22 protein-coding genes and 2 tRNA genes are annotated in these 25676 nt (G+C 63.8%); 19 read left to right on the top strand and 5 right to left on the bottom strand.

The window, feature by feature from the left end:
- Positions 1-37: 37 nt before the first annotated feature.
- Positions 38-112: transfer RNA gene (locus P9254_RS03265), tRNA-Asn, on the bottom strand.
- Positions 113-126: 14 nt separating this feature from the next.
- Here P9254_RS03265 and P9254_RS03260 point away from each other — a divergent pair.
- From P9254_RS03260 to P9254_RS03215, 10 genes are all read left to right on the top strand, one after another.
- Positions 127-327: a hypothetical protein gene (locus tag P9254_RS03260; RefSeq protein WP_095780750.1), complete on the top strand. Its 201-nt coding sequence runs from the start codon at positions 127-129 to the stop codon at positions 325-327.
- The gene (locus tag P9254_RS03255; protein ID WP_066999931.1) at positions 328-588 is read left to right on the top strand and encodes a hypothetical protein; all 261 of its coding nucleotides are present in this window, start codon (positions 328-330) and stop codon (positions 586-588) included.
- 177 nt (positions 589-765) lie between these two features.
- A tRNA-Cys gene (locus P9254_RS03250) sits at positions 766-839 on the top strand.
- A gap of 126 nt (positions 840-965) precedes the next feature.
- Entirely contained in the window at positions 966-1640 is a 675-nt protein-coding gene (locus P9254_RS03245; protein ID WP_278053761.1) for a protein-L-isoaspartate O-methyltransferase family protein, read from the top strand.
- A 181-nt stretch (positions 1641-1821) separates the two neighbouring features.
- Positions 1822-3216: a TolC family outer membrane protein gene (locus tag P9254_RS03240; protein WP_067329516.1), complete on the top strand. Its 1395-nt coding sequence runs from the start codon at positions 1822-1824 to the stop codon at positions 3214-3216.
- Between the two features lie 234 nt (positions 3217-3450).
- A complete protein-coding gene (locus P9254_RS03235; RefSeq protein WP_127404197.1) occupies positions 3451-4257 on the top strand; it encodes a PopZ family protein in 807 nt (268 codons plus the stop codon).
- 220 nt (positions 4258-4477) lie between these two features.
- Positions 4478-7261, top strand: coding sequence for a valine--tRNA ligase (locus P9254_RS03230; RefSeq protein WP_278053762.1), 2784 nt, complete (start codon positions 4478-4480; stop codon positions 7259-7261).
- Positions 7262-7622: 361 nt separating this feature from the next.
- On the top strand, positions 7623-8867 hold the full coding sequence (locus P9254_RS03225; RefSeq protein ID WP_095825617.1) for an OmpP1/FadL family transporter: 1245 nt from the start codon (positions 7623-7625) through the stop codon (positions 8865-8867).
- 294 nt (positions 8868-9161) lie between these two features.
- Positions 9162-10886 (top strand): dihydroxy-acid dehydratase, encoded by a 1725-nt coding sequence (ilvD, locus tag P9254_RS03220; protein ID WP_066999948.1) that lies wholly within the window; start codon positions 9162-9164, stop codon positions 10884-10886.
- Positions 10873-11700 (top strand): tetratricopeptide repeat protein, encoded by an 828-nt coding sequence (locus P9254_RS03215; RefSeq protein WP_278052967.1) that lies wholly within the window; start codon positions 10873-10875, stop codon positions 11698-11700. Before ilvD ends, P9254_RS03215 begins: the two co-directional genes overlap by 14 nt.
- Positions 11701-11715: 15 nt before the next feature.
- Here the strand turns inward: P9254_RS03215 and P9254_RS03210 are convergent, their stop codons facing one another.
- The 4 genes from P9254_RS03210 to erpA all read right to left on the bottom strand — a co-directional run bounded on the left by P9254_RS03210 (position 11716) and on the right by erpA (position 13624).
- On the bottom strand, positions 11716-11991 hold the full coding sequence (locus P9254_RS03210; RefSeq protein WP_278052966.1) for a hypothetical protein: 276 nt from the start codon (positions 11989-11991) through the stop codon (positions 11716-11718).
- A gap of 80 nt (positions 11992-12071) precedes the next feature.
- Positions 12072-12866 carry an exodeoxyribonuclease III gene (gene xth, locus P9254_RS03205; RefSeq protein ID WP_095825616.1) on the bottom strand — a complete coding sequence of 265 codons (795 nt, stop codon included), beginning with the start codon at positions 12864-12866 and terminating at the stop codon, positions 12072-12074.
- Positions 12867-12873: 7 nt separating this feature from the next.
- Entirely contained in the window at positions 12874-13266 is a 393-nt protein-coding gene (locus P9254_RS03200; protein WP_278053765.1) for a VOC family protein, read from the bottom strand.
- A 10-nt stretch (positions 13267-13276) separates the two neighbouring features.
- Positions 13277-13624, bottom strand: a complete 348-nt coding sequence (gene erpA / locus P9254_RS03195) for an iron-sulfur cluster insertion protein ErpA (RefSeq protein WP_066999964.1) — start codon at positions 13622-13624, stop codon at positions 13277-13279.
- A gap of 70 nt (positions 13625-13694) precedes the next feature.
- Between erpA and P9254_RS03190 the strand changes: the two genes are divergently transcribed.
- The 9 genes from P9254_RS03190 to tatC all read left to right on the top strand — a co-directional run bounded on the left by P9254_RS03190 (position 13695) and on the right by tatC (position 25641).
- The gene (locus tag P9254_RS03190) at positions 13695-14912 is read left to right on the top strand and encodes a deoxyguanosinetriphosphate triphosphohydrolase (RefSeq protein WP_278053766.1); all 1218 of its coding nucleotides are present in this window, start codon (positions 13695-13697) and stop codon (positions 14910-14912) included.
- 60 nt (positions 14913-14972) lie between these two features.
- A complete protein-coding gene (argS, locus tag P9254_RS03185; RefSeq protein ID WP_278053767.1) occupies positions 14973-16730 on the top strand; it encodes an arginine--tRNA ligase in 1758 nt (585 codons plus the stop codon).
- A 103-nt stretch (positions 16731-16833) separates the two neighbouring features.
- Positions 16834-20682, top strand: coding sequence for an SPOR domain-containing protein (locus P9254_RS03180; protein ID WP_278053768.1), 3849 nt, complete (start codon positions 16834-16836; stop codon positions 20680-20682).
- 235 nt (positions 20683-20917) lie between these two features.
- Positions 20918-21937 (top strand): beta-N-acetylhexosaminidase, encoded by a 1020-nt coding sequence (gene nagZ, locus P9254_RS03175; RefSeq protein WP_127241972.1) that lies wholly within the window; start codon positions 20918-20920, stop codon positions 21935-21937.
- 63 nt (positions 21938-22000) lie between these two features.
- Positions 22001-22801, top strand: a complete 801-nt coding sequence (locus tag P9254_RS03170; protein ID WP_278054212.1) for a segregation and condensation protein A — start codon at positions 22001-22003, stop codon at positions 22799-22801.
- The gene (gene scpB, locus P9254_RS03165) at positions 22798-23553 is read left to right on the top strand and encodes an SMC-Scp complex subunit ScpB (RefSeq protein ID WP_278053771.1); all 756 of its coding nucleotides are present in this window, start codon (positions 22798-22800) and stop codon (positions 23551-23553) included. Before P9254_RS03170 ends, scpB begins: the two co-directional genes overlap by 4 nt.
- Positions 23554-23732: 179 nt before the next feature.
- The gene (locus tag P9254_RS03160) at positions 23733-23951 is read left to right on the top strand and encodes a twin-arginine translocase TatA/TatE family subunit (RefSeq protein ID WP_066999984.1); all 219 of its coding nucleotides are present in this window, start codon (positions 23733-23735) and stop codon (positions 23949-23951) included.
- An 83-nt stretch (positions 23952-24034) separates the two neighbouring features.
- On the top strand, positions 24035-24778 hold the full coding sequence (gene tatB / locus P9254_RS03155) for a Sec-independent protein translocase protein TatB (RefSeq protein ID WP_278053773.1): 744 nt from the start codon (positions 24035-24037) through the stop codon (positions 24776-24778).
- Positions 24775-25641: a twin-arginine translocase subunit TatC gene (gene tatC, locus P9254_RS03150; protein WP_095801862.1), complete on the top strand. Its 867-nt coding sequence runs from the start codon at positions 24775-24777 to the stop codon at positions 25639-25641. Before tatB ends, tatC begins: the two co-directional genes overlap by 4 nt.
- The last annotated feature ends 35 nt before the right edge of the window (positions 25642-25676 follow it).

Raw genomic sequence — 25676 nt, 5'->3', positions numbered from 1 at the left:
AGAATCGGAAGTTTATTCAGTGAAATTCAATGGCGATTGGCTCCCCGGGCCGGATTCGAACCAGCGACCAACCGGTTAACAGCCGGTTGCTCTACCACTGAGCTACCGGGGAACGGAGGCTCTGACGTGAGTGGCGCAGCCTATAGCAAACACCTTTCGGCTTTGCAAAGCAGCAATTCGCAATTTTTCTGCAGTTTTTCGTGCGGCGATTTGTGGCATCGCTTCGGCGTGCCCACATATGAGCGGCTTGACACCGGCATGGAACAATGCGGCTGGTCGTCCTTTGGTATTTATGACATCGGCCGCGCAGATGGGATCTGGCTTTGAATGACGGCAACTGACGACGATAACCCACCGGCGCGCAAGATCACGGTCTTCGGCCGCGACTTCTCCATGCCGCGCTCGCGGGGATTGCGGATCGCGATCGGCGTGCTGCTCACAATCGGCGGGATTCTGGGCTTTCTGCCGATTCTCGGTTTCTGGATGGTTCCGATCGGCCTGCTGGTCCTGTCCTACGAATTCGCACTGGTGCGTCGTCACAGGCGCCGCTTCGTGGTCTGGTGGGAACGCCGCCGCCGGCCGGATTGAGAGCTTTGCAGGGAGAACGTCCGGCAGGTGCCGCCGACACCATCGGGATCGGCCGCAAGCAATCGGCAACCACTGCCTTCGATGAGGAATGGGAAAGCATCGGGAATGACTTGCCGGTGCTTGACGACCTTTCACCGCCAACATATTGAGTTGCCCCGGAACGCCGGGAGCATGGAAGGCCTCGTGGCGGAGTGGTTACGCAGAGGACTGCAAATCCTTGCACCCCGGTTCGATTCCGGGCGAGGCCTCCAATGCCCGGGCTCCGGCGCTATCGCGCCGGGGCGCTAGGTTCCGGTCGAATTGGCCCGCGTCATTTGCCTGGAAATCGGATCGGGCGCGGGCAGCGAATTGGGCGCGGGAAGCGGGTTGGTTGGGACATGAACGCTGATTTCTCCGAACGCCGCGTGAAGATGGTCGATGGCCAGATCCGCACCACCGATGTGACCAGCGCGCCGCTGATCGAAGCGATGCTTTCCGTGCCGCGCGAGGCTTTTGTCGGCGCCGGGCAGCGGGACCTTGCCTATATCGACGAGGACATCCGTATCACCGATGGCGTCAGTGGCGGCGGTGCCCGCTATCTGATGGAACCGTCACCGCTCGCCAAGCTTTTGCAATTGGCCGAAATCAGCGACACCGATTCGGTGCTCGATGTCGGCTGCGGCACCGGCTATTCGGCCGCGCTGCTTTCCCGAATCGCAAAATCGGTGGTTGCGCTCGAAAGCGACCCGGCGCTTGCCGAAGCCGCGAAGTCGACCCTTTCCGCACTGGATTGCCAGAACACCACCGTAGTGATCGGGCCGTTACCGCAGGGTCATGCCGCCGCGGCGCCCTATGACGTCATCTTCATCGGCGGCAGCGTCGAGGAGGTGCCCGCGGCATTGCTCGGCCAGCTCGCCGAGGACGGACGGCTGGTTGTGGTCGAGGGGCAGGGCAACTCCGGCGTTGCGCGTCTTTTTGTCAAGGCCGGGGGGGTTGTATCCGGCAGACGCGCATTTAATGCGGCAATTAAGCCACTACCGGGGTTCGAACGTGCTCATGCGTTCGAATTTTGAGCGGTTTTGCCTTGCAGCGAAGGCGCTGACATGATCGCTTGCGCTTGAACAATCGTTGCTGATTTGCTTCACGTGCATTTTCGGGGGCTGTCAGCGGGGGACGATAAACACGCGGCGCTAGCTGATCCGGAAGGAAAAGGTGCGCGGCGTGGTTCCCATGCAAACGAATGAGGGATAATACGTGCCGCCCCTACACAAGACTTTTCTATCAGCCATACTTGTTTCGGCGACCGCGCTTTCGCCGCTGGCAGCATCCGCCGAAACCATCACCGGCGCGCTCGCCAAAGCCTATCAATACAATTCCCAGCTGAATTCCGCCCGCGCGGGCACCCGTGTCACCGACGAGGGCGTGGCCATCGCCAAGTCCGGCTACCGCCCGACGATCAGGGGATCGGCTAGCATCGACTACACGAGCAGCCGCAACAACAACCTTGGTCAAACCTTAAATATCACTACGGGCAATTTCGGGGTTGAGATCGACCAGACGCTGTTCGACGGCTTTCAAACCAAGAACAATGTCGCCGCCGCCGAAGCGCAGGTCAGGGCCTCGCAAGAAAGTCTCCGCAACACCGAAGAGAACATCCTGTTCAACGCGGCAAGCGCCTACATGGATGTGATCCGCGATCGCCAGATCGCGGTCCTGACCGCACAGAACCTGCAATTCCTGACCGAGCAGGCGCGCGCCGCGCGGTCGCGCTTCGAGGTCGGAGAGGGCACCCGCACCGACGTCGCACAGGCCGATGCCTCGCGGGCGACCGCGGTGGCGCAACTCGCCAGCGCTCGCGCGACGGCGCTGGCAAGCGCTGCGACCTACCACCAGATCATCGGCGACGAGCCGGGCAAGCTCAAGGCGGCCGCGCCGGTTGGAAAGCTGCTGCCGGGAAGCCTCGATTCGGCCTTCGCCATCGCCGCCGCGGAGCATCCGGCCATCCTTGCCACCGAGCATCTCGTCGACGCCGCGGCCTTTTCGGTTAAGTCGGCCGAAGGGGCGCTATTGCCGCAGCTTTCCGCCAGCGCCGGGATTTCGAGCCAGTATCGCAACACCTCGCCCGGCGTTTTTGCATCGGCGGGTTCCGAAGGAACGACCAATTCGGCCAATATCGGTGCAACGCTTACCGTGCCGATCTATTCGGGCGGGCGCACCTCTGCGCTGGTCCGCCAGTCGAAGGAATCGCTCAGCCAGGCCCGCATCGAGGTCGACGTCAGCCGCGACCAGGTGCGCCAGGCCGTGGCTTCGGCGTGGACGCAATACACCGCCGCGCGCGAAAGCGTGGATGCCAACAGGCAGGTGATCGCCGCCGCGCAACTGGCGCTCAACGGCGTCATCGAGGAACGCAATGTCGGCCAGCGCACCACGCTCGACGTGCTCAACGCGCAGAACGCCGTCATCACCGCCAAGATCAACCAGGCGAGCTCCGAGCGCGATGTCGTCGTGGCGAGCTACGCCATCCTGTCGGCGATCGGCCGCCTGTCCGCCGGCCAACTCGGCCTGGCGGTCACGAAATACAACCCGGAAGAGCACTACAACGCCGTCAAGGACAAGTGGATCGGGCTGCGCACGCCGGACGGCCGCTGAACCTTTGGCATTTCCAAAAGCGCCGCGTGTCCAATGGATCCGCGGCGCTTTTGCATTGGAAACCAGACGGTCGGCTGCCGGCGGCGTAGCGAGCTAATCTGTTGAAATCCAACGTCTCCTCAGATTGGGGATTCTCGGATGACGATCGGTCGGTTACGCTGTTCGCATTGATTCGAATTCCGGTCTTGCCGGAATGGAAATCTTGAACAAGTCACAAAGGCGGCGGATGTGACGATGGCGACAGCGAGCAGCGCGCAGCGCGAACCTTCCATGGAAGAGATACTTGCTTCCATCCGAAGGATCATCGAGGACAGCGATACCGGCCGCAAGCAACCGGCGGCGGACAACGGTGACGTTCGCCAGGACCTCCGGCCGACGCCGGCGGCGCAGACGGCCGACCTTGATGCCTTCCGTTCCGAGCTCAACGTCGGATCCGCTCCCAGCAAGCCGGTGAGTCTGGCGGAAATACAGGCCCAGCTTGCGGCGTCCGATCCGACGATCGCCGAGACGAGCCCTGAACCGGTGAAGACCGCGCCTGCTCCCTCCACCCTGGCGGAAGTCGGGGCCAGGGTAGCCGCGGAGCCGGACACCCCGGCGGTTGCGGGGAGCGCGGCGAGCGTGCCGCAAAGTGCCGATACCATCGTCGCCGATTGGCGGCGGGAGATCGCCGCCGTTGGCGGAAGTTCCGTCAAGGCGAAGGTAGCAACTCCGGAAGTGGCGCCCGAAGTCGAGATCGACGAGGAGGATCTTGCGGCGCCAACGGCCGAAACCGCGGCGCCTGGCAACGTTCCGGCACCATCCTCGTCCGACCTGCCGCCAGCCCGGCCGGCAATCCTGTCCGAGCATGCGGGCCGTCAGGTCGCGGCGGCCTTCGGCGAGCTTTCCGATGCCTTCGCCAGCCGCAGCAAGAAGAGCTTCGACGAGATGGCCGAGGAGATGCTGCGACCGATGCTGCAGGACTGGCTCGACAACAACCTGCCGACACTGGTCGAACGGCTGGTGCGCGAGGAAATCGAGCGCGTGGCGCGCGGCGCGCAGTGATTTCGTCTGAGCTTTCAGTGTAAAAGGGGCCGCCGTCGGGCGGTGCTTTTTATTTCCGCGAAAATGCGGCCGCGCGATTTGTCTTGCGATGAGTAATGGGCTTGCCGCTGATCGCCGCAAGCCTATCTGGGCAAGGCGGGCTCATCCTTCTCGCGGTTGACTCGACCAAGAGCTTCCGATTTACACCGGACGCTTGTTCCCGACAGTTCGGACTTCCTCCATGCTTGATAAAACCTACGACGCCAAGACCGTCGAGCCGAAGATCGCCAAAATCTGGGAAGAGGCCGATGCGTTCCGCGCCGGCGCCGGCGCGGAGGAAGGGGCGGAAGCCTTCACCATCGTCATCCCGCCGCCGAACGTTACGGGCTCGCTGCATATGGGGCACGCGCTCAACAACACGCTGCAGGATATCCTGGTGCGGTTCGAGCGCATGCGTGGCAAGAATGTGCTGTGGCAGCCGGGCATGGATCATGCCGGCATCGCCACGCAGATGGTGGTCGAGCGGCAGCTGATGGAGAGGCAGATCCATCGCCGCGACCTGTCGCGCGAGGAGTTCATCGAAAAGGTCTGGGAGTGGAAAGCCGAATCCGGCGGCGCCATCTTCAATCAACTGAGGCGGCTCGGTGCCTCGGCCGACTGGAGCCGAGAGCGCTTCACCATGGACGAGGGTCTGTCCAAGGCGGTGCTGGAGGTGTTCGTCACCCTCTACAAACAGGGGCTGATCTACAAGGACAAGCGCCTTGTGAACTGGGATCCGAAGCTGTTGACGGCTATTTCCGACCTCGAGGTCGAACAGCATGAGGTCAACGGCAATCTCTGGCATTTCCGCTACCCGGTCGAAGGCCTCGCGTTCGATCCCGAGAATCCGAAGACGTTCATCACCGTCGCCACGACACGCCCGGAAACCATGCTGGGCGACACGGCGGTGGCGGTTCACCCCGACGACGAGCGGTTTCGCGACCTGGTCGGCAGGAACGTCATCCTGCCGATCGTCGGCCGCAGGATACCCGTTGTTGCGGATGAGTATTCGGATCCGGAAAAGGGTTCCGGCGCGGTCAAGATCACCCCGGCGCATGACTTCAACGACTTTGAGGTCGGCAAGCGCCACAAGCTGCCGGCGATCAACATCCTGACCGTCGAAGCCTACATCAAGCTCAAGGATAACGAGGAGTTCCTTGCAGGTCTTGAAGTGACGCCGCAGCGCCAGGCCGTCTGGGATGAGCTCGACGGGCTGGATCGCTTCGTGGCGCGCAAGAAGATCGTCGAGCTGATGGAAGCGGGCGGCTTCCTGGAAAAGGTCGAGCCGCATCGCCACACCGTGCCGCATGGCGATCGCGGCGGCGTGCCGATCGAGCCGTTCCTCACCGACCAGTGGTACGTCAACGCGGCGGAGCTCGCCAAGCCGGCCATTGCCTCTGTGCGCGAGGGCCGCACGAACTTCGTGCCGAAGAACTGGGAGAAGACCTATTACGACTGGATGGAGAACATCCAGCCCTGGTGCATCTCGCGGCAGCTGTGGTGGGGGCACCAGATTCCGGCCTGGTACGGGCCGGACGGACGCGTCTTCGTCGAGAAGACCGAAGAGGAGGCGCTGGCTGCGGCGGTCGAATATTATTTGGCACTGGAAGGACCGTGGAAGGCCTGGGTCGAGGACAAGCTTGAGAATTTCAAGCCGGGCGAGATCCTGACGCGCGACGAGGACGTTCTCGACACCTGGTTCTCCTCGGCGCTGTGGCCGTTCTCGACGCTCGGCTGGCCTGACCAGACGCCGGAGCTGAAGACCTACTACCAGACCGACGTGCTGGTGACCGGCTTCGACATCATCTTCTTCTGGGTGGCCCGGATGATGATGATGGGCCTGCATTTCATGAACGAGGAGCCGTTCCACACGGTCTATGTTCATGCGCTGGTGCGCGACAAGAACGGGCAGAAGATGTCGAAGTCGAAAGGCAACGTCATCGACCCGCTCGACCTGATCGACGAGTATGGCGCCGACGCGCTGCGCTTCACCTTGACCGTGATGGCAGCGCAGGGGCGCGACGTGAAGCTCGACCCGGCGCGTATCGCCGGATACCGCAATTTCGGGACCAAGCTCTGGAACGCCACGCGCTTCGCCGAAATGAACGAGGTCGCCAGGAACGACGATTTCTGGCTGCACGACGCCACGCTCGCGGTCAACCGCTGGATCCTGACCGAGCTGACGCGGGCGGCGCGGGCGATCACGGAGGGCATCACCACCTACCGCTTCAACGAGGCGGCGGGCGCCGCCTATCGCTTCGTCTGGAACTTGTTCTGCGACTGGTATCTGGAACTGCTCAAGCCGGTGTTCATGGGCACGGACGAGGCGGCCAAGGCGGAGAGCCGGGCCTGTGTCGCCTTCGTGCTGGACGAGATCTACAAGCTGCTGCACCCGATGATGCCGTTCATGACCGAGGAGCTGTGGGCGCAGACCGCGGGCGAGGGGAAGGTACGCACCTCCCTGCTTTGCCACGCCGCCTGGCCCGCGCCCGATTTCGAGGATGACGAGGCTGCCGCCGACATCAACTGGCTGGTCGAGCTCGTCTCCGGCATTCGCTCGGTGCGCTCGGAAATGAACGTGCCGCCGGCGGCGATCGCGCCGCTGGTGGTGATCGGCGCCAATGCCATCACGCAGGAAAGGCTGGATCGCCACGCCCAGGCCATCAAGCGGCTGGCGCGCGTCGGCGACATCGCGCTGGTCGATGCGCCTCCGAAAGGCTCGGCCCAGATCGTTCTCAACGAAGCGACCGTCTGTCTGCCGCTCGGCAGCCTGATCGACCTTCAGGCCGAAGCAACGCGGCTGCAGAAGGAACTGGCCAAGGTGACCGAGGAGATCGCGCGCCTGCACAAGAAGCTTTCCAACGAGAAGTTCGTCGCCAACGCGCCGCAGGAGGTGGTCGAGGCAGAGCGCGAAAAGCTCGCCGAATATCGCGAGGCTCAAGAGAGGCTTTCAGTCGCCCTGACCAGGGTCCGAGACGCCGGGTGACCGGCAAGATTCGGCTTCACTGGAGGGCGCTTTACGAAGCGTCACCACGCTCGGATACGGGCCTGCCGTTGGGTTAATTTTGACGTAAACGGAAAGTTTTGGCCCCATTGTTGCCGTAATGTAACAATGGGGCCTATTCCGTTCCAAATGGCCCGTTTTTGAGCTGTTTCGGACCTTTTTTGCAATTTTTTCTCTCGCTCCGATGCCGAGTGGGCCGCTTTTAGGGCTCAATGGGCGGTCGGTGACCATGGCGAAAATACGAGCTGTCAAAGTGTACATGTACAGCTCACGAATTCGTTGTTGCGCCGTTAACCTGAATTGGTTCTAGCTTGCCCACTTCGTGTTTCGGGGAGGGATTTCCATGAACGTTTTGCGGCTCAAAGCACTGCTGGGGGCAGGGTGCTTTTCGTTGGCTTTGATCGGATCGGCGATGCACCCGGCGCATGCCGGCGGGCTCGAGCGCGGCGGCTACGACATCGACCTGCTGTTCGACCCGGCGCCGTTCGCGACGGAAGCGGAAGCTACCTATGTGATGCCGGATCGCAAGTACAAGAATGCGACTGGTCTGAATGGGACATTCAATTTTCTCAGTTCCACGGCGGATGGCGCCGAGGGTTATTGGGTGCCGCGCATCGGGGGCAAGGTTCAGGTTGTGCCGGGCGTCGACTGTATGATCGACTATTCACAGCCGTGGGGCGCTCACACCGCCCCTGGCGCGTCGTGGAATGGCGCTTTTTCCAACGTTGAAACGGATATCAAGAGCAATAACTACGCCGGTACCTGTTCATACAAGTTCGATGTCGGTAAGGGCCAGCTCCGTTTTATCGGCGGCGCGTTCTACCAGGATATTTCAGGCTTCAAGGAAAGCTTAGTGGGTTTCAATCCATTTGGGCCGTCACCGATTGGCCGCGTCGACCTGGAGGCCAGCGGCTGGGGCTGGCGCGCTGGCGTTGCCTACGAAATCCCTGAGATCGCACTCCGCGCCAGCTTGGTCTATAATTCGCAGGTCAAGCTCGACAACATCTCCGGCACACTGACGTCACCGACATTACCCACGGGCTCTGCGCCGATCTACGGCAGCACCCAGTACATGCCGGACTCCGTGGAGTTGAAATTGCAGTCCGGCATCGCGCCAGGCTGGCTTGCTTTCGGTTCGATCAAATGGGTGAACTGGAGCGTGCTGCAGAGCGTTCCCATTTGTATTGTCGGGACTCCCACCGCCGCATGTTTTACGGGCAATGATGCTTCCGGCTCTCTTCAGGCCACCTCGCTGGACCTGATGTATCGCGACGGTTGGACGGTGTCGGGCGGCATAGGCCATAAGTTCAACGATCAGTGGAGCGCCGCCGGTCAGCTCACCTGGGATCGCGGCACTTCGCACGGCTATGGCGCGCAGACCGATACTTGGACGCTCGGGGGCGGCGTCGCCTACACGCCGCGGCCGAATATCGAGGTTCGGTTGGCTGGTGCATTCGGTGTGCTGACCAGCGGGCATTCCGGCATAGTGACCGGAGACAACGGTTATCAGGCCGGCACCGACGCCAGTTACGACTTCGGCAACGATCTGGTCACGGCGATCTCGGGTGGCATAAAGATCAAGTTCTAAGCCGCTCCCGCATTTCCGCGAAGAAGGCCGGGCACCGCCCGGCCTTTTTCTATTGGGCATTCAACGGCCTGGGCTGGTTGGCCGATCCTGTGTTGCAAATTAGCTGCACAGCCGGCGCTTCAGACGATTGTGACGTTTCAGCAACAGTTTATGAACAACCCCGAAGCTAAAAGGCTAGCCGAGGGAACTGCCCATTTCCCGCCATAAACCCGGCGCAACTCGAATAGGTCTCGGGATGCGTGCCAGGTTGGCTCGGCGATGGGACCGGCCGCGGGGTGTGCGGCAAGGACGACGATGGACGCCAAGGCAATCTCCAAGGCCAAGCTGCCCAGCCGCTACGTGACCGAAGGTCCGGCGCGCGCACCACATCGTTCATACCTTTACGCCATGGGACTGTCGGCGGCCGAGATCGCGCAGCCGCTGGTCGGCGTCGCCAGCTGCTGGAACGAGGCCGCTCCCTGCAACATCTCGCTGATGCGCCAGGCGCAGGTGGTGAAGAAGGGCGTCGCGGCCGCCAATGGCACGCCGCGCGAATTCTGCACCATCACCGTCACGGACGGTATCGCCATGGGCCACCAGGGCATGAAGTCGTCCCTGGTGTCGCGCGAGGTGATCGCCGATTCAGTCGAGCTCACCATGCGCGGCCATTGCTATGACGCGCTGGTCGGGCTTGCCGGCTGCGACAAATCGCTGCCCGGCATGATGATGGCGATGGTGCGGCTCAACGTGCCGTCGATCTTCATTTATGGCGGTTCGATCCTGCCCGGCAGCTACCGCGGAAGGCAGATCACCGTGCAGGATGTGTTCGAGGCGGTCGGGCAGCATTCGGTCGGCACGATCTCCGATGCCGAGCTGCTCGAGATCGAGCAGGCAGCCTGTCCGTCGGCAGGGTCGTGCGGCGCCCAGTTCACCGCCAACACCATGGCGACGGTCGCCGAGGCGATCGGGCTGGCCTTGCCCTATTCCTGCGGCGCGCCGGCGCCCTACGAAATGCGCGACCGGTTCAATTTCGCCTCCGGCGAAAAGGTCATGGAGCTGATCGCGAAAAACATCCGGCCGCGCGACATCGTTACCCGCAAGGCGTTGGAGAATGCCGCGACGGTCGTGTCGGCCACCGGCGGCTCGACCAACGCGGCACTGCATCTGCCGGCGATCGCGCATGAGGCGGGTCTCAAGTTCGACCTCTTCGACGTGGCGGCGATCTTCGAAAAGACGCCTTATATCGCCGACCTCAAGCCCGGCGGCAAATATGTCGCCAAGGACATGTTCGAGGCCGGCGGCATTCCGCTCTTGATGAAGACGCTGCTCGACCACGGCTATCTTCACGGCGACTGCATGACGGTCACTGGCCGCACTTTGGCCGAAAACATGGAGCACGTTGCCTGGAATGAGAGCCAGGATGTTGTGCGTCCCGCCAATCGGCCAATCACCAAGACAGGCGGCGTTGTGGGCTTGAAGGGCAACCTCGCCCCCGAAGGCGCGATCGTGAAGATCGCCGGCATGTCGGAGCTGAAATTCTCAGGCCCGGCGCGCTGCTTCGATTCGGAAGAGGAGTGCTTCGAAGCGGTCACGCAGCGCAATTACCGGGAGGGCGAGGTTCTCGTCATCCGCTACGAGGGGCCGCGCGGCGGTCCGGGCATGCGCGAGATGCTGTCGACGACGGCAGCGCTCTACGGCCAGGGCATGGGCGGCAAAGTGGCGCTGATCACCGACGGCCGTTTTTCCGGTGCTACACGTGGTTTCTGCATCGGCCATGTCGGGCCGGAGGCGGCGGTCGGCGGGCCGATCGGGCTCATCAAGAATGGCGACGTGATCTCTATCGATGCCGTTAATGGCACGATCGAGGTGGCGCTGTCGGATGCCGAACTGGCGGCCCGGGCCAAGAAATGGAAGGCGCGCAAGACCGACTATCAGTCCGGCGCGATCTGGAAATATGCGCAGACCGTAGGGTCGGCCCGCGACGGCGCGGTCACCCATCCGGGCGGCGCAAAAGAAACACACTGCTATGCGGACATTTGAGGTGTTGAGGTCATTTGTCTTGCCGGCACTGGTCGCGGTGGCGACCTTGGGCGCCGTCGGGCAGGCCATGGCCTTCGATGACAAGGTGTTCGACGACAAGACCGGGGTCAAGCCGCAGTCGAGTCCGTGGGCGGTGTTCCAGTTCGGCTTCTCCGCCTACAAGAACGGCCACAAGGACCAAGCGGTCGAGGCCTATAAATATGCCGCCGAGAACGGCCAGATCGGGGCCACCTGGAAACTTGCGCGCATGTATGCCCAGGGCGACGGCGTGGCCCGCGACGACTATGCCGCCTTCAAGTTCTTCTCGGAGATCGTCGACCAGGATGTCGAGCCCGGCTCGCCCGAGGAAAGCTATGTCTCCGACGCGCTTGTCGCGCTCGGCGACTATCTGCGCAAAGGTATCCCCGGCAGCCCGGTCGAGGAGAACGAGGTTGCGGCGCAGGAATACTACATGCGCGCCGCCGCCAACTACCGCAACCCGAACGCCCAGTTCGAGATCGGTCAGATGTTCCTCAAAGGCGAGGGCGGCGTGAAGGCCAGCGTCAAACAGGCTGGGCGCTGGCTGCAACTCGCGGCCGAAAAAGGCCATGCCGGTGCGCAGGCGACGCTCGGCAACCTGTTGTTCCAGAGCGGCAAGATCGTGCGCGGCCTGGCGATGATGACGGCTGCCTTGGAGCGTGCCCCGCCGGCGGATCAGCCCTGGATCCGCAGCATGCAGGAAGAGGCCTTCGCCGCGGCTGGCGAAGCCGACCGTCGCACGGCGATTTCGCTCGCCGACGACATCCTGACCAAGGGCAACAACGGCGACCAGTAGGCCGCAGCTTCGGCTTCAATTTTCGGTAGGTTCCGTCGGCGCCGTGATCGAGGTCGGGTGCAGTTTCGGCGCCTGATTCTCGCCGGGGCAGTCGTCCTGGACCTTCGTCCAGGACGTGTTGTTGAGAACCATGTCGCAGCGGGCGAGGTGACTTTCGCCGGCAATCGTCAGGCAGGCCGTCTCACCGATCTTGAACGATTTGCCGTTGGCAAGACACTCCGGCGCCGCGAGCGCCGGCGCGGCAAACGCCAGCGCAAGGCCGACCGGGCAAAGAACAAATCGGATCGCCATCGAACCCCCGCAACAATCCAGCATCAGACGCGCGATTTGTGGCGACATCAGGGTTCGGCAAGAGCCCGCAAGCAGCGCCTTCAGGCCGGCTGCAAGCGCAGATCGATGGCCACCGGCACGTGGTCGGAAGGTTTTTCCCAGGCGCGGACGTGCTTTTCCACCGAGGCCGACGAGAAGCGGTTGGCGGCTTCGGGAGACAGCAATAGATGGTCGATGCGGATGCCGTTGTTCTTCTGCCAGGCCCCGGCCTGATAGTCCCAGAAAGTATAGACATCGGGCGAATCGGTCACGGCGCGCACGGCCTCCGTGAAGCCGAGATTCTTCAGGCGCCGGAAGGCCTGCCGCGTCTGAGGCTGGAATAGCGCGTCACTACGCCAGTTTTCGGGGAACCTGGCGTCGGCGGGCTCGGGGATGACGTTGTAGTCCCCGGCCAGCACCAGCGCTTCCTCGAGCCTCAGCCGCTCTTCCGCCCAGCGCTCTAGCCTCGCCATCCATGACAGCTTGTAGGAAAACTTCCGCTCGTCCTCGACTGGGTTGCCGTTTGGCAGATAGAGGGAGGCGACCCGCAGCGCGCCCTTATCGGTCGAGAAGACGCCTTCGATGAAGCGCGCGTGGTCGTCGGCATCGTCGCCAGGCAAACCGCGATTGACCTCGTCGAAGGGCAGCTTCGACAGGAGAGCGACGCCGTTGAAGCTCTTCTGCCCGTTGGTCTCGACATTATAGCCCAGCGCCTCGATCTCGGCGCGCGGGAACTGGTCGTCGACCGTCTTGATCTCCTGCAGGCACACGATGTCCGGCGCGCTCTCGGTCAGCCAGTGGGTGAGGTTGCCGATGCGGGCGCGAACGCCGTTGATATTCCAGGTGACGATCTTCATGCGGACCTCAATGTTCTTCCGGCGCAAGGCGCTCGACGAGGCCGATCGTATTGCCTGCCGGATCCTTTAGAAAGGCCATCCATTCGCTTTCCCCCGCCGGACCGAACCGGCCCTCGGTGTCGCGATGGACCAGCGCCGGCGACGCGGTGAAAGGAACACCGGCGGCTTTCGCCTCGGCATGGAAGGCCTCGAGGCCGGCAATATCGAGATAGACGGTGCCGGGGGGCACGCCGTCGCCAAAAAACAGCCGCACGCCGCCCGCGATGATGAAGGCGATGCCCGGCGGATCGTAGCGCGCATGCACGCTCATGCCGAGCACATCGTGCCAGAAAGCCAGCGTTCTATCGAGATCGCGCCCGGCCGACGGCGCGACCTGACGGACCGCGCCGACCGTGGGCATTGGCGGCCCGCTAGACGGAGAAGCTGGTGCCGCAGCCGCAGGAGGCGACGGCGTTCGGGTTTCGGATCTGGAAAGACTGACCCATAAGGTCATCGACGAAATCGATCACCGAGCCGCCCATATAGACCAGCGAGAGGTCGTCGATGAGGATCGTGGCGCCATCCTTCTCGATGGCTACGTCGTCGTCGTTGCGACTATCGACGAGATCGAACTTGTAGGAGAAGCCGGAGCAGCCGCCGCCTTCGACGGAAACGCGCAAGGCATTCTTGCCCGGCTCGCCGGCCAGAATCCTGGCGATCCGCTTCGCGGCCGCTTCGGTCATTTCGACCTTCATGGCAGTCTTGGCATCCGCGCCCATCGGCGTCACCTTGCTTTCGGTTTCCCATGATAGGTATGAAGCGGACGGGGGCAAGTCAACTGGTGGGCGAATGGGCAAGGATGCTCTCGGTGAGATCGGTTTCGGCTACCGGCCGCGCGCCGTTTACGCGAGCGATCCGGCGCGCTCGCGCGGCCGCCTGTTCGATGAGCCGGAAAGTCCGACCCGGACGCCATTCCAGCGTGACCGTGATCGCATCATCCATTCCACCGCCTTCCGCCGGCTGAAGCACAAGACGCAGGTGTTCATTGCGCATGAGGGCGATCACTACCGCACCCGGCTGACGCATTCGATCGAGGTGGCGCAGATTGCCCGCGCCCTGGCACGCGCGCTGCGCGGCGACGAGGATCTGGCGGAGGCAGTGGCCTTGGTGCACGATTTCGGTCACACGCCTTTCGGCCATACCGGCGAGGAGGCGCTGAACGAAAAGATGGCCGGCTGGGGCGGCTTCGATCACAACGCGCAGTCGCTGCGCGTCGTCACCCGGCTCGAGCGGCGCTACGCCGAGTTCGACGGGTTGAACCTCAGCTGGGAGACGCTGGAAGGGCTGGTCAAGCATAACGGGCCGCTTACCGATGCAAGCGGGAAGGGGCGCAAGGGCCCCGTGCCGCAGGCGATCCGCGACTATTCCGCGCTGCACGACCTCGAGCTCGACCGCTTCGCCGGCATCGAGGCGCAGTGCGCCGCGATCGCCGACGATATCGCCTACAACACGCATGACATCGACGACGGCCTGCGTGCCGGCCTGCTGACGCTGGACATGCTGGAAGGCATCGGCCTGCCGGGCTCGATCCTGAGTGGCGTGCGCGCCCGCTACCCGCAACTCGACGACGTTCGCACCGGCCACGAGCTGATGCGGCGGCAGATCACGCTGATGGTGGAGGATGTCATTGCTGCCGCTGCCGCCAATATCGAACGCCTCAAGCCGGACAGCGCCGATGCGGTGAGGGCGGCGGGTGAGACGATGGTCACCTTCTCGGCCGAAATGGCGGCAGCCGAAAAGGAGCTGAAGGCCTTTCTTTACAAGCATCTCTACCGGCATGCCGAAGTGATGCGCGTGCGGGCCGACGCCGAGCAGATCGTCCGCGACCTGTTCGATGTCTATTTCGCCGACCCGCGCGCCATGCCGGACGGCTGGCGCGAAGGGCTCGACAGGGCGCAGGATCGCATCAAGGCGCGCAGCGTCGCCGATTTCCTGGCCGGAATGACCGATACCTATGCGCTCAAGGAGCACAGGCGATTGTTTGACCATACGCCGGATTTGGGCTAGGGCGAGCCACGATTTTGTCGGCCAAGCAGCCGGTCCCTCTTAAAGCCCAGAGCATACCCGATGAATATCTTCGCCGATTTCAACGCGCGGATCGTAAAAGCCGTCGAAGCCCTTGATCTGAAGAACAAGGATGGCGGAGCGCTGGATCTGTCGCGCATCGCGGTCGAGCCGCCGCGCGACGCCAGTCATGGCGACCTTGCCACCAATGCGGCGATGGTGCTGGCAAAGCCCACCGGCCAGAACCCGCGCGCGCTGGCCGAGCAGCTGACCGCAGCGCTGCGCAGCGATGCCGACATCGCTTCCGCCGATGTTGCCGGCCCGGGCTTCGTCAATCTCCGGCTGAAGGACGGCTTCTGGCAGGCGCATTTGGCAGTGCTGCTCGGCGAGGGCCGCAACTATGGCCGCTCCAAAATCGGCGGCGGCCGCAAGGCCAACGTCGAGTATGTCTCGGCCAATCCGACCGGCCCGATGCATGTCGGCCATTGCCGGGGCGCCGTCGTCGGCGACACTTTAGCCAACCTGATGGCCTTCGCCGGCTACGACGTGACCAAGGAATATGTCATCAACGATGCCGGCTCGCAGATCGACGTGCTTGGACGTTCGGCCATGCTGCGCTATCGCGAGGCGCTCGGCGAAGCAGTCGGCGAGATTCCGCCAGGCCTTTATCCAGGCGACTATCTGATACCCGTCGGGCAGGCGCTGGCCGAACAGTTCGGCCTCGGCCTGCTGGAGATGCCGGAAGACGAGGCGCTGGCGATCGTCAAGGATCGCACGGTCGACGCGATGATGGCGATGATCCGCGAGGATCTGGCGCTGCTCAACGTGCATCACGACGTGTTCTTCTCCGAACGCACGCTGCATGCCGACAACGCAAAGAAGATCCGCGCGGCAATCGCCGACCTGACGCTGAAGGGTCATATCTACAAGGGCAAGCTGCCGCCGCCGAAGGGCGAGAAGCCGGACGACTGGGAAGACCGCGAGCAGACGCTGTTCCGCTCGACCGCGGTCGGCGACGACATGGACCGGGCGCTGGTGAAGTCAGATGGCTCGTTCACCTATTTCGCCGCCGACGTCGCCTATCTCAAGGACAAGGTCGAGCGCGGCTTCGTCGATCTCATCTATGTACTCGGCGCCGACCATGGCGGTTACGTCAAGCGGCTCGAAGCGCTGGCGCGCGCGGTCGCCGGCGACACGGTCAAGCTCACGGTGCTGCTCTGCCAACTGGTGAAGCTGTTCCGCGACGGCGAGCCGGTCCGGATGTCGAAGCGGTCAGGGGATTTCGTCACGCTGCGCGACGTGGTGGAGGAGGTCGGCCGCGACCCGATCCGCTTCATGATGCTCTACCGCAAGAATGATGCGCCGCTCGATTTCGACTTCGCCAAGGTCACCGAGCAGTCCAAGGACAATCCGGTGTTCTACGTGCAATACGCTTCCGCGCGCTGCCACTCGGTGTTCCGGCAGGCGAGCGAGCAATTGGGCGAAGCGAATTTCGACCGCGACCGGCTTGTGGCCTCGGTTGCGTCGCTGACGGACGAGGGCGAAATCGGCCTGATCCGGAAACTCGCTGAATATCCACGGCTAATCGAATCCGCGGCGCTTGCGCTGGAGCCGCACCGGCTGGCATTCTACCTCTACGATCTGGCGTCGAGCTTCCACGCACACTGGAATCGGGGCACCGACAACCCAGACTTACGTTTTGTTAAGGTTAACGACCCACAATTGACGTATGCCAGACTGGGGCTGGTGCAGGCTGTTTCGGATGTTTTGACCTCCGGCCTGACGCTGATAGGAGCTGATGCGCCTACCGAAATGCGTTAGGTTTGACTAAAAAGCCTGTCACCTTTTGCCCACATTGCGCTGGTAAGGGCCAACCCTGCGCGACGTCCATGGCGTCCGACTGTGTGCGAGTTCGGGAACAATAATGGCAGACAGAACCCAGCTGAAAGTAGCCGCAAGCAATCACATCGCCGACGACGATCCGTTCGCCGAACTGACCCGCATCATGGGTTTCGATCCGCGTCAGCCGGTCAGGCCGCAGTCGCCGGCGGCCGCAAAGGCTGCGTCCGCGAACCAGGCTGCCGATGGGGCCGACTTCGACATCGACCTCGAAAAGGAGCTGATGGGCGACTTCGACATTGCCGAGGAAAGCGAGCCGGTGGCGCAGCAGGCTGCCCAGGCTGCGCCGGCTTACTGGGCTGCCACTCTCAGCGACGACGAGCTCGCCGCTTCTCTCGAACGGGATTTCGTCTTTGACGATGCGGCGGATCACGCCCATTTTGCCACGCCCGCTGTTGCCACGCCCCCTGCGCCGGAGCCGGCCGCCGACACGGCATTCGACGATGATTTCGACAAGGCGGTCGCGCGTTCGTTGGAAGTCTCGCCCGTGCAGGACGACCTTTCCGTCGACCAGGAAATGGCGGCCTCGCTGGATGAGGGCTTCTGGATCGACGACCAGCCTGACACGGACGAGAGCGCCGCCGCGGCCGCCGAGCCTGCGGCTGTCGAGCCTGCTGTCCTTGAGCCTGCGGACGAGACGGCGTTCGACGCCGATTTCGACACTGCGGTCCAGATGTCGCTCGAGGACGAGTTGGCCTTCGATGACCGTGATATTGAGCCCGAAGGCGCCGACGTGCAGCCGATCGAGGCTCACGCCGCTGTCGACCAGCCGATCGCCGCTGAAGACTACGAGAGTGGGTCCGATCAGGCCGAATTCGTTCGGGCCGCAGTTGATCAGGCCCATTTCGATCAGGCCCAATCTGATCAGGCCCAATTTGAGCAGGCGACGGCTGATATCGCCATGGATATCGATCAGCCGCAGCACCTGATCCTGGAGCAGGAACTGTCGGTCGATGACGAGCCATCGCCGGCCCTCGAGGCGCCTGTTGAGGCCGAGCATTTCGCCGCCGATCCCGAGCCCGCCTTCGATCCCCAACCCGATCACGGAGCTGTAGCCGATCAGGTCTTCGAAGACGATTTCGAGCTCAGCTTCCGTGACGCGCTTGCCGAGGAGCCGGAAGGCCCGGCTGTCGATCCTGAACCGGTCGCCGGTCACGAGGCTGCGGCTGAAGAGGTCTTCGGAGACGATTTCGAACTCAATTTCGACAACGTGCCGTCTGGGGAATCGGAAGCGCCGGCTGCCGAGCCCGTCGCCGCGGCGGAGCCGCCATTTGCCGAGCCTGCTCCTTCTGCATCGGCACCGGTTCCGCCGGTTGCGGCAGTCGACCCGGCTAAGCCGGCCGCAGGCGAGCGCAGCCTGGAAGACGAACTCAATGCGCTGCTTGGCGCCATGACGGCGCGGCCAATTCCGGTTGCGCCGGTCCCGGTTGCTCCTGTTCCGGCCGCCGCATCGGCACCGCGGTCGGTCGTTCAGCCGGCTGGCGACACCGACCAGAAGGCTGGCGTGGCCGATGAGCTCGATTGGGATCTCGACGCACGCAACGAGCCCGCCTACGGCACGCAGATCGCCCAGTCCGCCGATGCCGATCTCGATAGGCTGCTCGCCGGCGAACTCGACCGGCAGGGCTTCGAAGGCGCGGCTTCCGAACAGGATGCCGAACCCAGCATAGATTTCGATGACGAGGCTTTCGACGCCGCCTTCGCCAAGGGCATCGAGATGGACGCGCCTGTCGCGCCTGCCGAACCGCCAAAGTCGTGGAGCCGCGTGACCCCGGTCGCAGCGCCGGTGCACGCCTCTTATGCCACGCAGCCTGCGGCTACGGCGCCGCAAACCGCGGCCCCTGCCTACGAACCGGTGAAGGATTATTCCGCATACGCCAAGCCGGCGCCGCAGATGCCGACGCCTGCCTATCGTGCGGAGCCGGCGAAGGACTATGCCGGTTACGCCACGCCGGCCCCGGCGCCGCAGATGTCGGCTCCTGCCGATCGTGAGGAGCCGGCGAAGGACTATGCCGGTTACGCCACGCCGGCCCCGGCGCCGCAGATGTCGGCGCCTGCCTATCGTGAGGAGCCGGCGAGGGACTATTCCGCTTACGCCAAGCCAGCCGCGGCGCCGCAGTCTCGCCAGCAGGAGGAAATGCCCGATGTCGAGACGGTCGACGTGCCGGAGCGCGTGGTGGCGTTGGCCGACGACCTCGACATTCCGGAGCTCAGCTTCGAGGAGGATCAGCCTGCGGCGCCTGCCTATGACGATCTCGATGCCGAGTTTGCCGGCCTGCTTAGCGAGATGAACGCAACCGAGATCGCTCAGGCGCCTGTGCAGAGCCGGGGCTATGAGGACGACTCCCACAATGCCGGACTCAAGACCGGCTACGACCGCCGCGAGTTGCGGGCCGAGACGGCCGCTGCACCGGCGACCCTGTCCTATGCCGCAGCTGCAAGCCAATTCGATGCAGACGATTTGCCCGGCAGCCGGCCGGTCTCGCAGGCGGACGACTTCGCCGTCGACGAACTTGACTACGATCCTGAGCTCGACGAAGCGATGACTGTGCCCGGCTTTGCCGAGCGCGAAGCCGCGAAGCCGCGAAGCCGTGGCATGATGCTTGCCGCGCTCGTCGGCGCCGTTGTGGTCGCGGGCGGTCTCGGCGCTCTCGCCTTCTCCTTTGGCGGCAAGGGCGGCAGCGAAGCGCCCGTGATCGTGAAGGCGGACAATTCCCCGATCAAGGTCAAGCCGCAAAACCCGGGCGGCACCGTGGTGCCGAACCAGGACAACAAAGTCTATGACGCCGTGGCCAAGGGTGGGGCGGCCAAGCCCGCCGAACCGGCGCAGCAGAAACTGGTGACCAACACCGAGGAACCTATCGACGTGGCGTCGAAGGAACCGGCGCAGAGCCGGATCGTCGACCTTTCGCCTGACGACACCGACGCCGCGCCTGGCACCAACTCAGCCGGCAATGCGGCCGCGGCAGCGCCCGCGCCGGACACAGCAGCTCCGGCCGCAGCCGCGCCGGCACCGGCCGAAGCAGCGCCGGCTCCGGAAGCCGCAGCGCCGGCTCCGGAGGCCGCAGCGCGGGCACCGGACGCCGCAGCGCCCGCACCGGACGCAGCAGCGCCGGCTGACGCCCAGGCCGCCGCCCCCGCAACCCCACAGCAGGCCGCTCCGGCGCCGAAATCGGAAGACCGCATCGCCCAGGTTCTGCAGGAGGCAGACAAGGGGACCAACAACGATGTCGTCGCCGTGGCGCCGCGCAAGGTGAAGACCATGATGGTGAAGCCTGACGGCTCGCTGGTTCCGCGCGAGGATCCGGCTCCCGCGCCGCAGGTCGCGGCAACCGAACCGACCGATCCGGCGCCGCAGCACGTCGCTTCCGCCGGGCAGGGCGATGCCCAGCCGACAGGCGCCGTCACGCCGGCAACCGATCAGGCTGCCGACCAGGGCGGTGATGACCAAAGCGCTGCCGCCGCGGTGAAGCCAGCCGCCGCGGCGAAGACCGAAGCCAGGGTCCAGTCCGCCAACACGCCGGCGAAGGTGCCGGTGGCGCCGCCGCGTCCGTCCGATCAGCCGGTCGATATCGTCGGCGAGGTCAAGCCCGACCAGGTCGCCTCCATCGATCCGGCGGCGGCAGGCGGCGGCTCGTGGTCGATGCAGATCGCTTCGCAGCCGACGGTTGAAAGCGCCCAGTCCACCTACCAGGACCTGCAGCGCCGTTACGGAAGTGTGCTCGCCGGACGCACAGCCAACATCGTCAAGGCGCAGATCGCCGGCAAGGGCACTTTCTACCGAGTCCGGGTCCCGGCCCAGTCGCGCAACGACGCGATCAATCTGTGCACCAACTACAAGGCGGCCGGCGGCACCTGCTTCGTGTCGCGCTGATCATTTACCACCGTTCAGAGCCGGCGTCGCCGCGAGGCCGCGCCGGCTTTTTCGTTGTGGACGGCTGTCGTCATTCATGCGGCACCGGTCAGGGGTGATTCCCCTTTGGTTCGCAAAATCTTAGAGCGGTTCAGCGCCGGCAGAATCACCGAACCCGCATAACTCCTTGTTTTTACGGAATTCCGGACGCAAAACCGTTACACACTTTTCCTGGAATTGCTCTAAGCTTCGATCCATGACCGAATCAAAATCCATGATCCTCGGCTGCGCCGGGAAATCCCTCACTGAAGATGAAATCCGCTTCTACGGCGACGAACGTCCTTGGGGCTTCATCCTGTTCGCGCGCAATGTCGGCGAGACCGAGCAGATCCGCGACCTGGTCGCCTCGATGCGCGAGAGCGTCGGACGCCCGGATGCCCCGGTCTTCATCGACCAGGAGGGCGGCAGGGTGCAGCGCCTGCGACCGCCGCTGGCGCCGAACTATCCTGCAGGCGGAGCGCTCGGCGCGCTTTGGCGCGAGGATCGCGAGGCCGGCCGCCGTGCCGCGTGGCTGCTCGCGCGGCTTCACGCCTTCGATCTGCTGCGCCACGGCATCACCGCCGACTGCCTGCCGGTGCTCGACGTGCCCATTGCGGGCGCCAGCGATGTCATCGGCGCGCGCGCCTATGGTATGGAACCAAATGCCGTGATCGAGCTTGGCCGGGCTTCGGCCGAGGGCCTGATGTCGGGTGGCGTCCTGCCGGTCATGAAGCATATTCCCGGCCACGGCCGCGCCTTTGCCGATACGCATTTCGCGCTGCCGACGGTCGACACGCCCCTCGCCGAGTTGCGGCAACATGATTTCGCCCCGTTCAAGGCGCTCAACCACCTGCCGATGGCGATGACGGCACATGTCGTCTACAGCGCGATCGACCCGGACAATCCGGCGACGACCTCGGCCAAGGTCGTCAACGAGGTGATCCGTGGCGAGATCGGCTTCGACGGGCTCCTGATGAGCGACGACACCTCGATGAAGGCACTTTCTGGGGATTTCCCGACAAAGGCGGCCGCGATCCTTGCGGCGGGCTGCGATCTCGTCCTTCACTGCAACGGCGTTTTCGAGGAAATGGCGGGGATCGCGTCGCGTACGACGGTACTCGAAGGCAAGTCCTTGGCGAGAGCGGAGCGGGCGCTGGCCTATATAAAGGACCGCGACGTCGCGGACGAAAGCACCATACGCGCGGAATTCGCCACCTATTTCGACGCGGTGGCCTGAACCGAAGGGTAAGCAAGGCAAGTGGCGGAAACATTGGACAGCAAGGCGGCGAAGGCCGCACCGATGGACCGTCTGTGGGCCGAGAACGACGAGTCACGTCTGACCGGCGATCCGTCGCTGGTGGTCGATGTCGCCGGCTTCGAGGGCCCGCTCGATCTTCTGCTGCATCTGGCGCGCAACCAGAAGGTCGATCTCGCCCGCATCTCGATCCTGGCGCTCGCCGAGCAATATCTGGCCTTCATCGAGAAGGTGAGGGCGCTGAGATTGGAGCTCGCGGCCGACTATCTGGTCATGGCGGCATGGCTTGCCTTCCTCAAGTCGAAGCTGTTGATCCCGAAACAGCCGGGCGAAGAGGGCGAGAGCGGCGAGGAACTGGCGGCGGTGCTGCAGTTCCGGCTGAAGCGGCTGGAGGCGATGCGTGATGCCGCTGCGCGGCTGGTCAACCGCAACCGGCTCGGCCGCGACGTCTTCGCGCGCGGCATGCCGGAAATGGTGATCGTCGAGAAGCGCAATGCCTATTCGGCCTCGCTCTACGATCTGCTGACCGCCTATGCGCAGCAGCGCCAGCGGCAGGCGATCAGCAACGTGACGATCGCCAGGCGCGCCGTATGGTCGCTGAAGGACGCACGCGACGTGCTGGCACGGCTGGTCGGAACAATTGGCGACTGGACGGCGCTCGACAGCTTCCTGATCCAGTATCTGGCCGCGCCGGAAGAAAGGCGCACGGCAGTCGCCAGTTCGTTCGCCGCGACACTCGAAATGGTGCGCGAGGGCAGGCTGGAAGTGCGGCAGGATCAGGTCTTCGCGCCGATCTATCTGCGCGGCCGCGCACAAGGGGTCAAGGCATTCGAGGTGGCATCATGAGTGAACGCGCCAACGCTTCGGTCATCCCGTTCAAGGTCGAGGACGAACCGGAAGACGAGATGGCCGAACAGGGTTCTATCGAGAACCCCGCCGAGCGGCTGCAATTGTCGGAAGCCGTCCGCATGGCCGAGGCGATCATCTTCGCCAGCGCCGAGCCGGTCAGTGACAGGCAACTGGCGGCGCGCCTGCCCGAGGGCGTCAACATTGCGGCCGCAATGGCCGATCTGCAGGAAATCTACGCCAAGCGGGGGGTCAACCTGGTGCGGGTCGGCGGCGCCTGGGCGTTCCGCACCGCCGGCGACCTGGCTTTCCTGATGAGCCGGGACTCGGTCCAGCAGAGAAAGCTCTCACGCGCGGCGCTCGAAGTTCTGGCGATCATCGCCTATCACCAGCCGGTCACCCGCGCCGAGATCGAGGATATCAGGGGGGTCGAGACCTCGAAGGGCACGCTGGACACGCTGCTGGAGACGGAGTGGGTCAGGATGCGCGGCCGGCGCCGCACGCCCGGCCGTCCCGTGACCTACGGCACGACTGACGCTTTCCTCGATCATTTCGCGCTGGAGGAGATCCGCGACCTGCCCGGCATGGAAGAGCTGAAGGGCGCCGGATTGCTTTCGACGCGCATGCCGTCCAATTTCTCGATGCCGGTGCCGCCGGCCGATCCGGACGCGTTGGCCGAGGACGAGGATGCGCTGACCGATATCGACCTCGAGGAGCTCGGATTGCTCACGCCGCGCGTTACCGAAGAGTGAGTGCGAAACCGACGCGAATGGTCTATTAGCAGGGGCTGCGCGGATTCGTAGCAAGGCGCTCACGCCGAAAGTGCGTGACATCCGCTAGCCATTTTACCAACTTCATTGCGGTTGTGTTTGAATCCCCGAGCGAAAACGCATAGATCATCGCCGAGGGAAAACATTCGAGAGAGATTGTTATGGGTTCACTATCGATATGGCACTGGCTGATCGTTCTGGTCATCGTGCTGCTCCTGTTCGGCCGCGGCAAGCTGCCGGAGCTGATGGGCGACATGGCCAAGGGCATCAAGAGCTTCAAGAAGGGCATGGCTGAGGACGATACCGACGACAAGCGGACCGTCGAGCACCGCGCCGACGAGACCGTATCGCCGGGCAAGGAAAAGGTCAGCAAGAGCTGAGTCCGGTTGTTGCTTTGAGCATATCGTTGTCCCAGATCCGTTTCGTGTTTTTGGGCGGCAGGCTCTCGTTGGAATAGATTGCCATGTTCGAAGTCGGCTGGAGCGAGCTGCTGGTGATCGCGGTCGTCATGATCGTGGTCGTCGGGCCGAAGGATTTGCCCAACATGCTGCGCACGTTTGGCCGCACCGCGGCCAAATTGCGCGCCATGGCGGGCGACTTCCAGAAGCAGTTCAACGACGCCCTGAAGGAAGCCGAGCTTGACGATGTCAAGAACTCGGTCGACAGCCTTCGTGGGCTCAGCCCGATGAACGAAATCCGCAAGCAGCTCAATCCGTTCGAGCAGGCGGCGGCAGACGTGCGAGCCGGCGTCGATACGATGATGAAGCCCAAGCCGGCTTCCGATCAGGCGCCCTCGGATGCAACGACGCCGCAGCCTGCCGAGCCGCTGAAGAACGGCGCGACGGAGATCCCGGGCATCAACGGAACCGACGTCGCCCCGGCTGTGCCAATCTCCCCGCCAGCTGCGCCGATCTCCCCGGCCATGACTGAGGCCTCCGTGACCACGCCCATTGCGGAGACCGCCGCGTCCACCCAGCCGGCGAAAAAAGTGGCCGCGTCGAAGACGAAAGCCGCCGGTGCAGCGGCGAAAGCGGCATCGGCCAAGGCTCCGGCGCCTAAAGTCCCGGCAAAATCTGCGCCGGCGGCGGCAAAGGCCGCAGCGCCTGCTAAGAAGGCGGCACCCAAGGTTGAGGCCAACCCCGCGGCGAAGAAGCCGGCCGTGAAAAAGGCCGCCGATGCCAAGAAGACGGCAGGAGCCGCCAAGTGAGCGTCTCGGACAAGGAGAGGGAAGAGATCGAAAAATCCTCGGCGCCGCTGATCGAGCACCTTGTCGAGCTGCGCCGGCGGCTGATCTGGTCGCTGGGCGGCTTCTTCATCGCCTTCCTCGCCTGCTTCTTCTTCGCCAAGCGCCTGTTCAACCTTCTGGTCGTCCCGTTCAAATGGGCGACGCAATGGGCTGGGCTCGACCCGCACAAGGTCGAGCTGATCTACACGGCGCCGCAGGAGTTCTTTTTCACCCAAGTGAAGCTCGCCATGTTCGGCGGCATGGTCATCGCTTTCCCGCTGATCGCCACGCAGATCTATAAATTCATCGCGCCGGGTCTCTACAAGAACGAACGCAGCGCCTTCCTGCCGTTCCTGATTGCGTCGCCCATCCTGTTCCTGATGGGCGCCTCGCTGGTCTATTTCTTCTTCACCCCAATGGTGATGTGGTTCTTCCTCGCCATGCAGCAGGTCGGCACCAACGACCAAGTGCAGATCTCCTTGCTGCCGAAGGTGTCGGAATATCTCAGCCTGATCATGACGCTGATCTTCTCCTTCGGCCTGGTGTTCCAACTGCCGGTGGTGACCAGCCTGCTGACGCGCGTTGGCCTTCTGTCGTCGCAAGCGCTGGCCGAGAAGCGCAAATGGGCGATCGTCATTGCCTTCGTCGTCGCCGCGGTGTTGACCCCGCCAGATCCGATGAGCCAGATCGGCCTCGCTCTTCCGACCATCGTGCTCTACGAGGTCGCGATCTTCACTTCGCGCCTGATCGAGCGCAGCCGGGAGCGCGACCGTCTGGCGCGCGACAGGCAAGAAGAGGCAGACAGCACTGTCGCCGGAAAGACGCCGGACGCGCCGTCAACCTAGCGCTAAACCTGGTCCCAGGCCTGAAAAACACGGCT

Origin of the sequence: Mesorhizobium sp. WSM4983, assembly GCF_029625765.1 — a bacterium.
In the GTDB taxonomy this organism is placed as follows: Bacteria; Pseudomonadota; Alphaproteobacteria; order Rhizobiales; family Rhizobiaceae; genus Mesorhizobium.
Note: the sequence above shows the minus strand (reverse complement) of the source record. Positions and strands in the feature narration are given on the sequence as shown.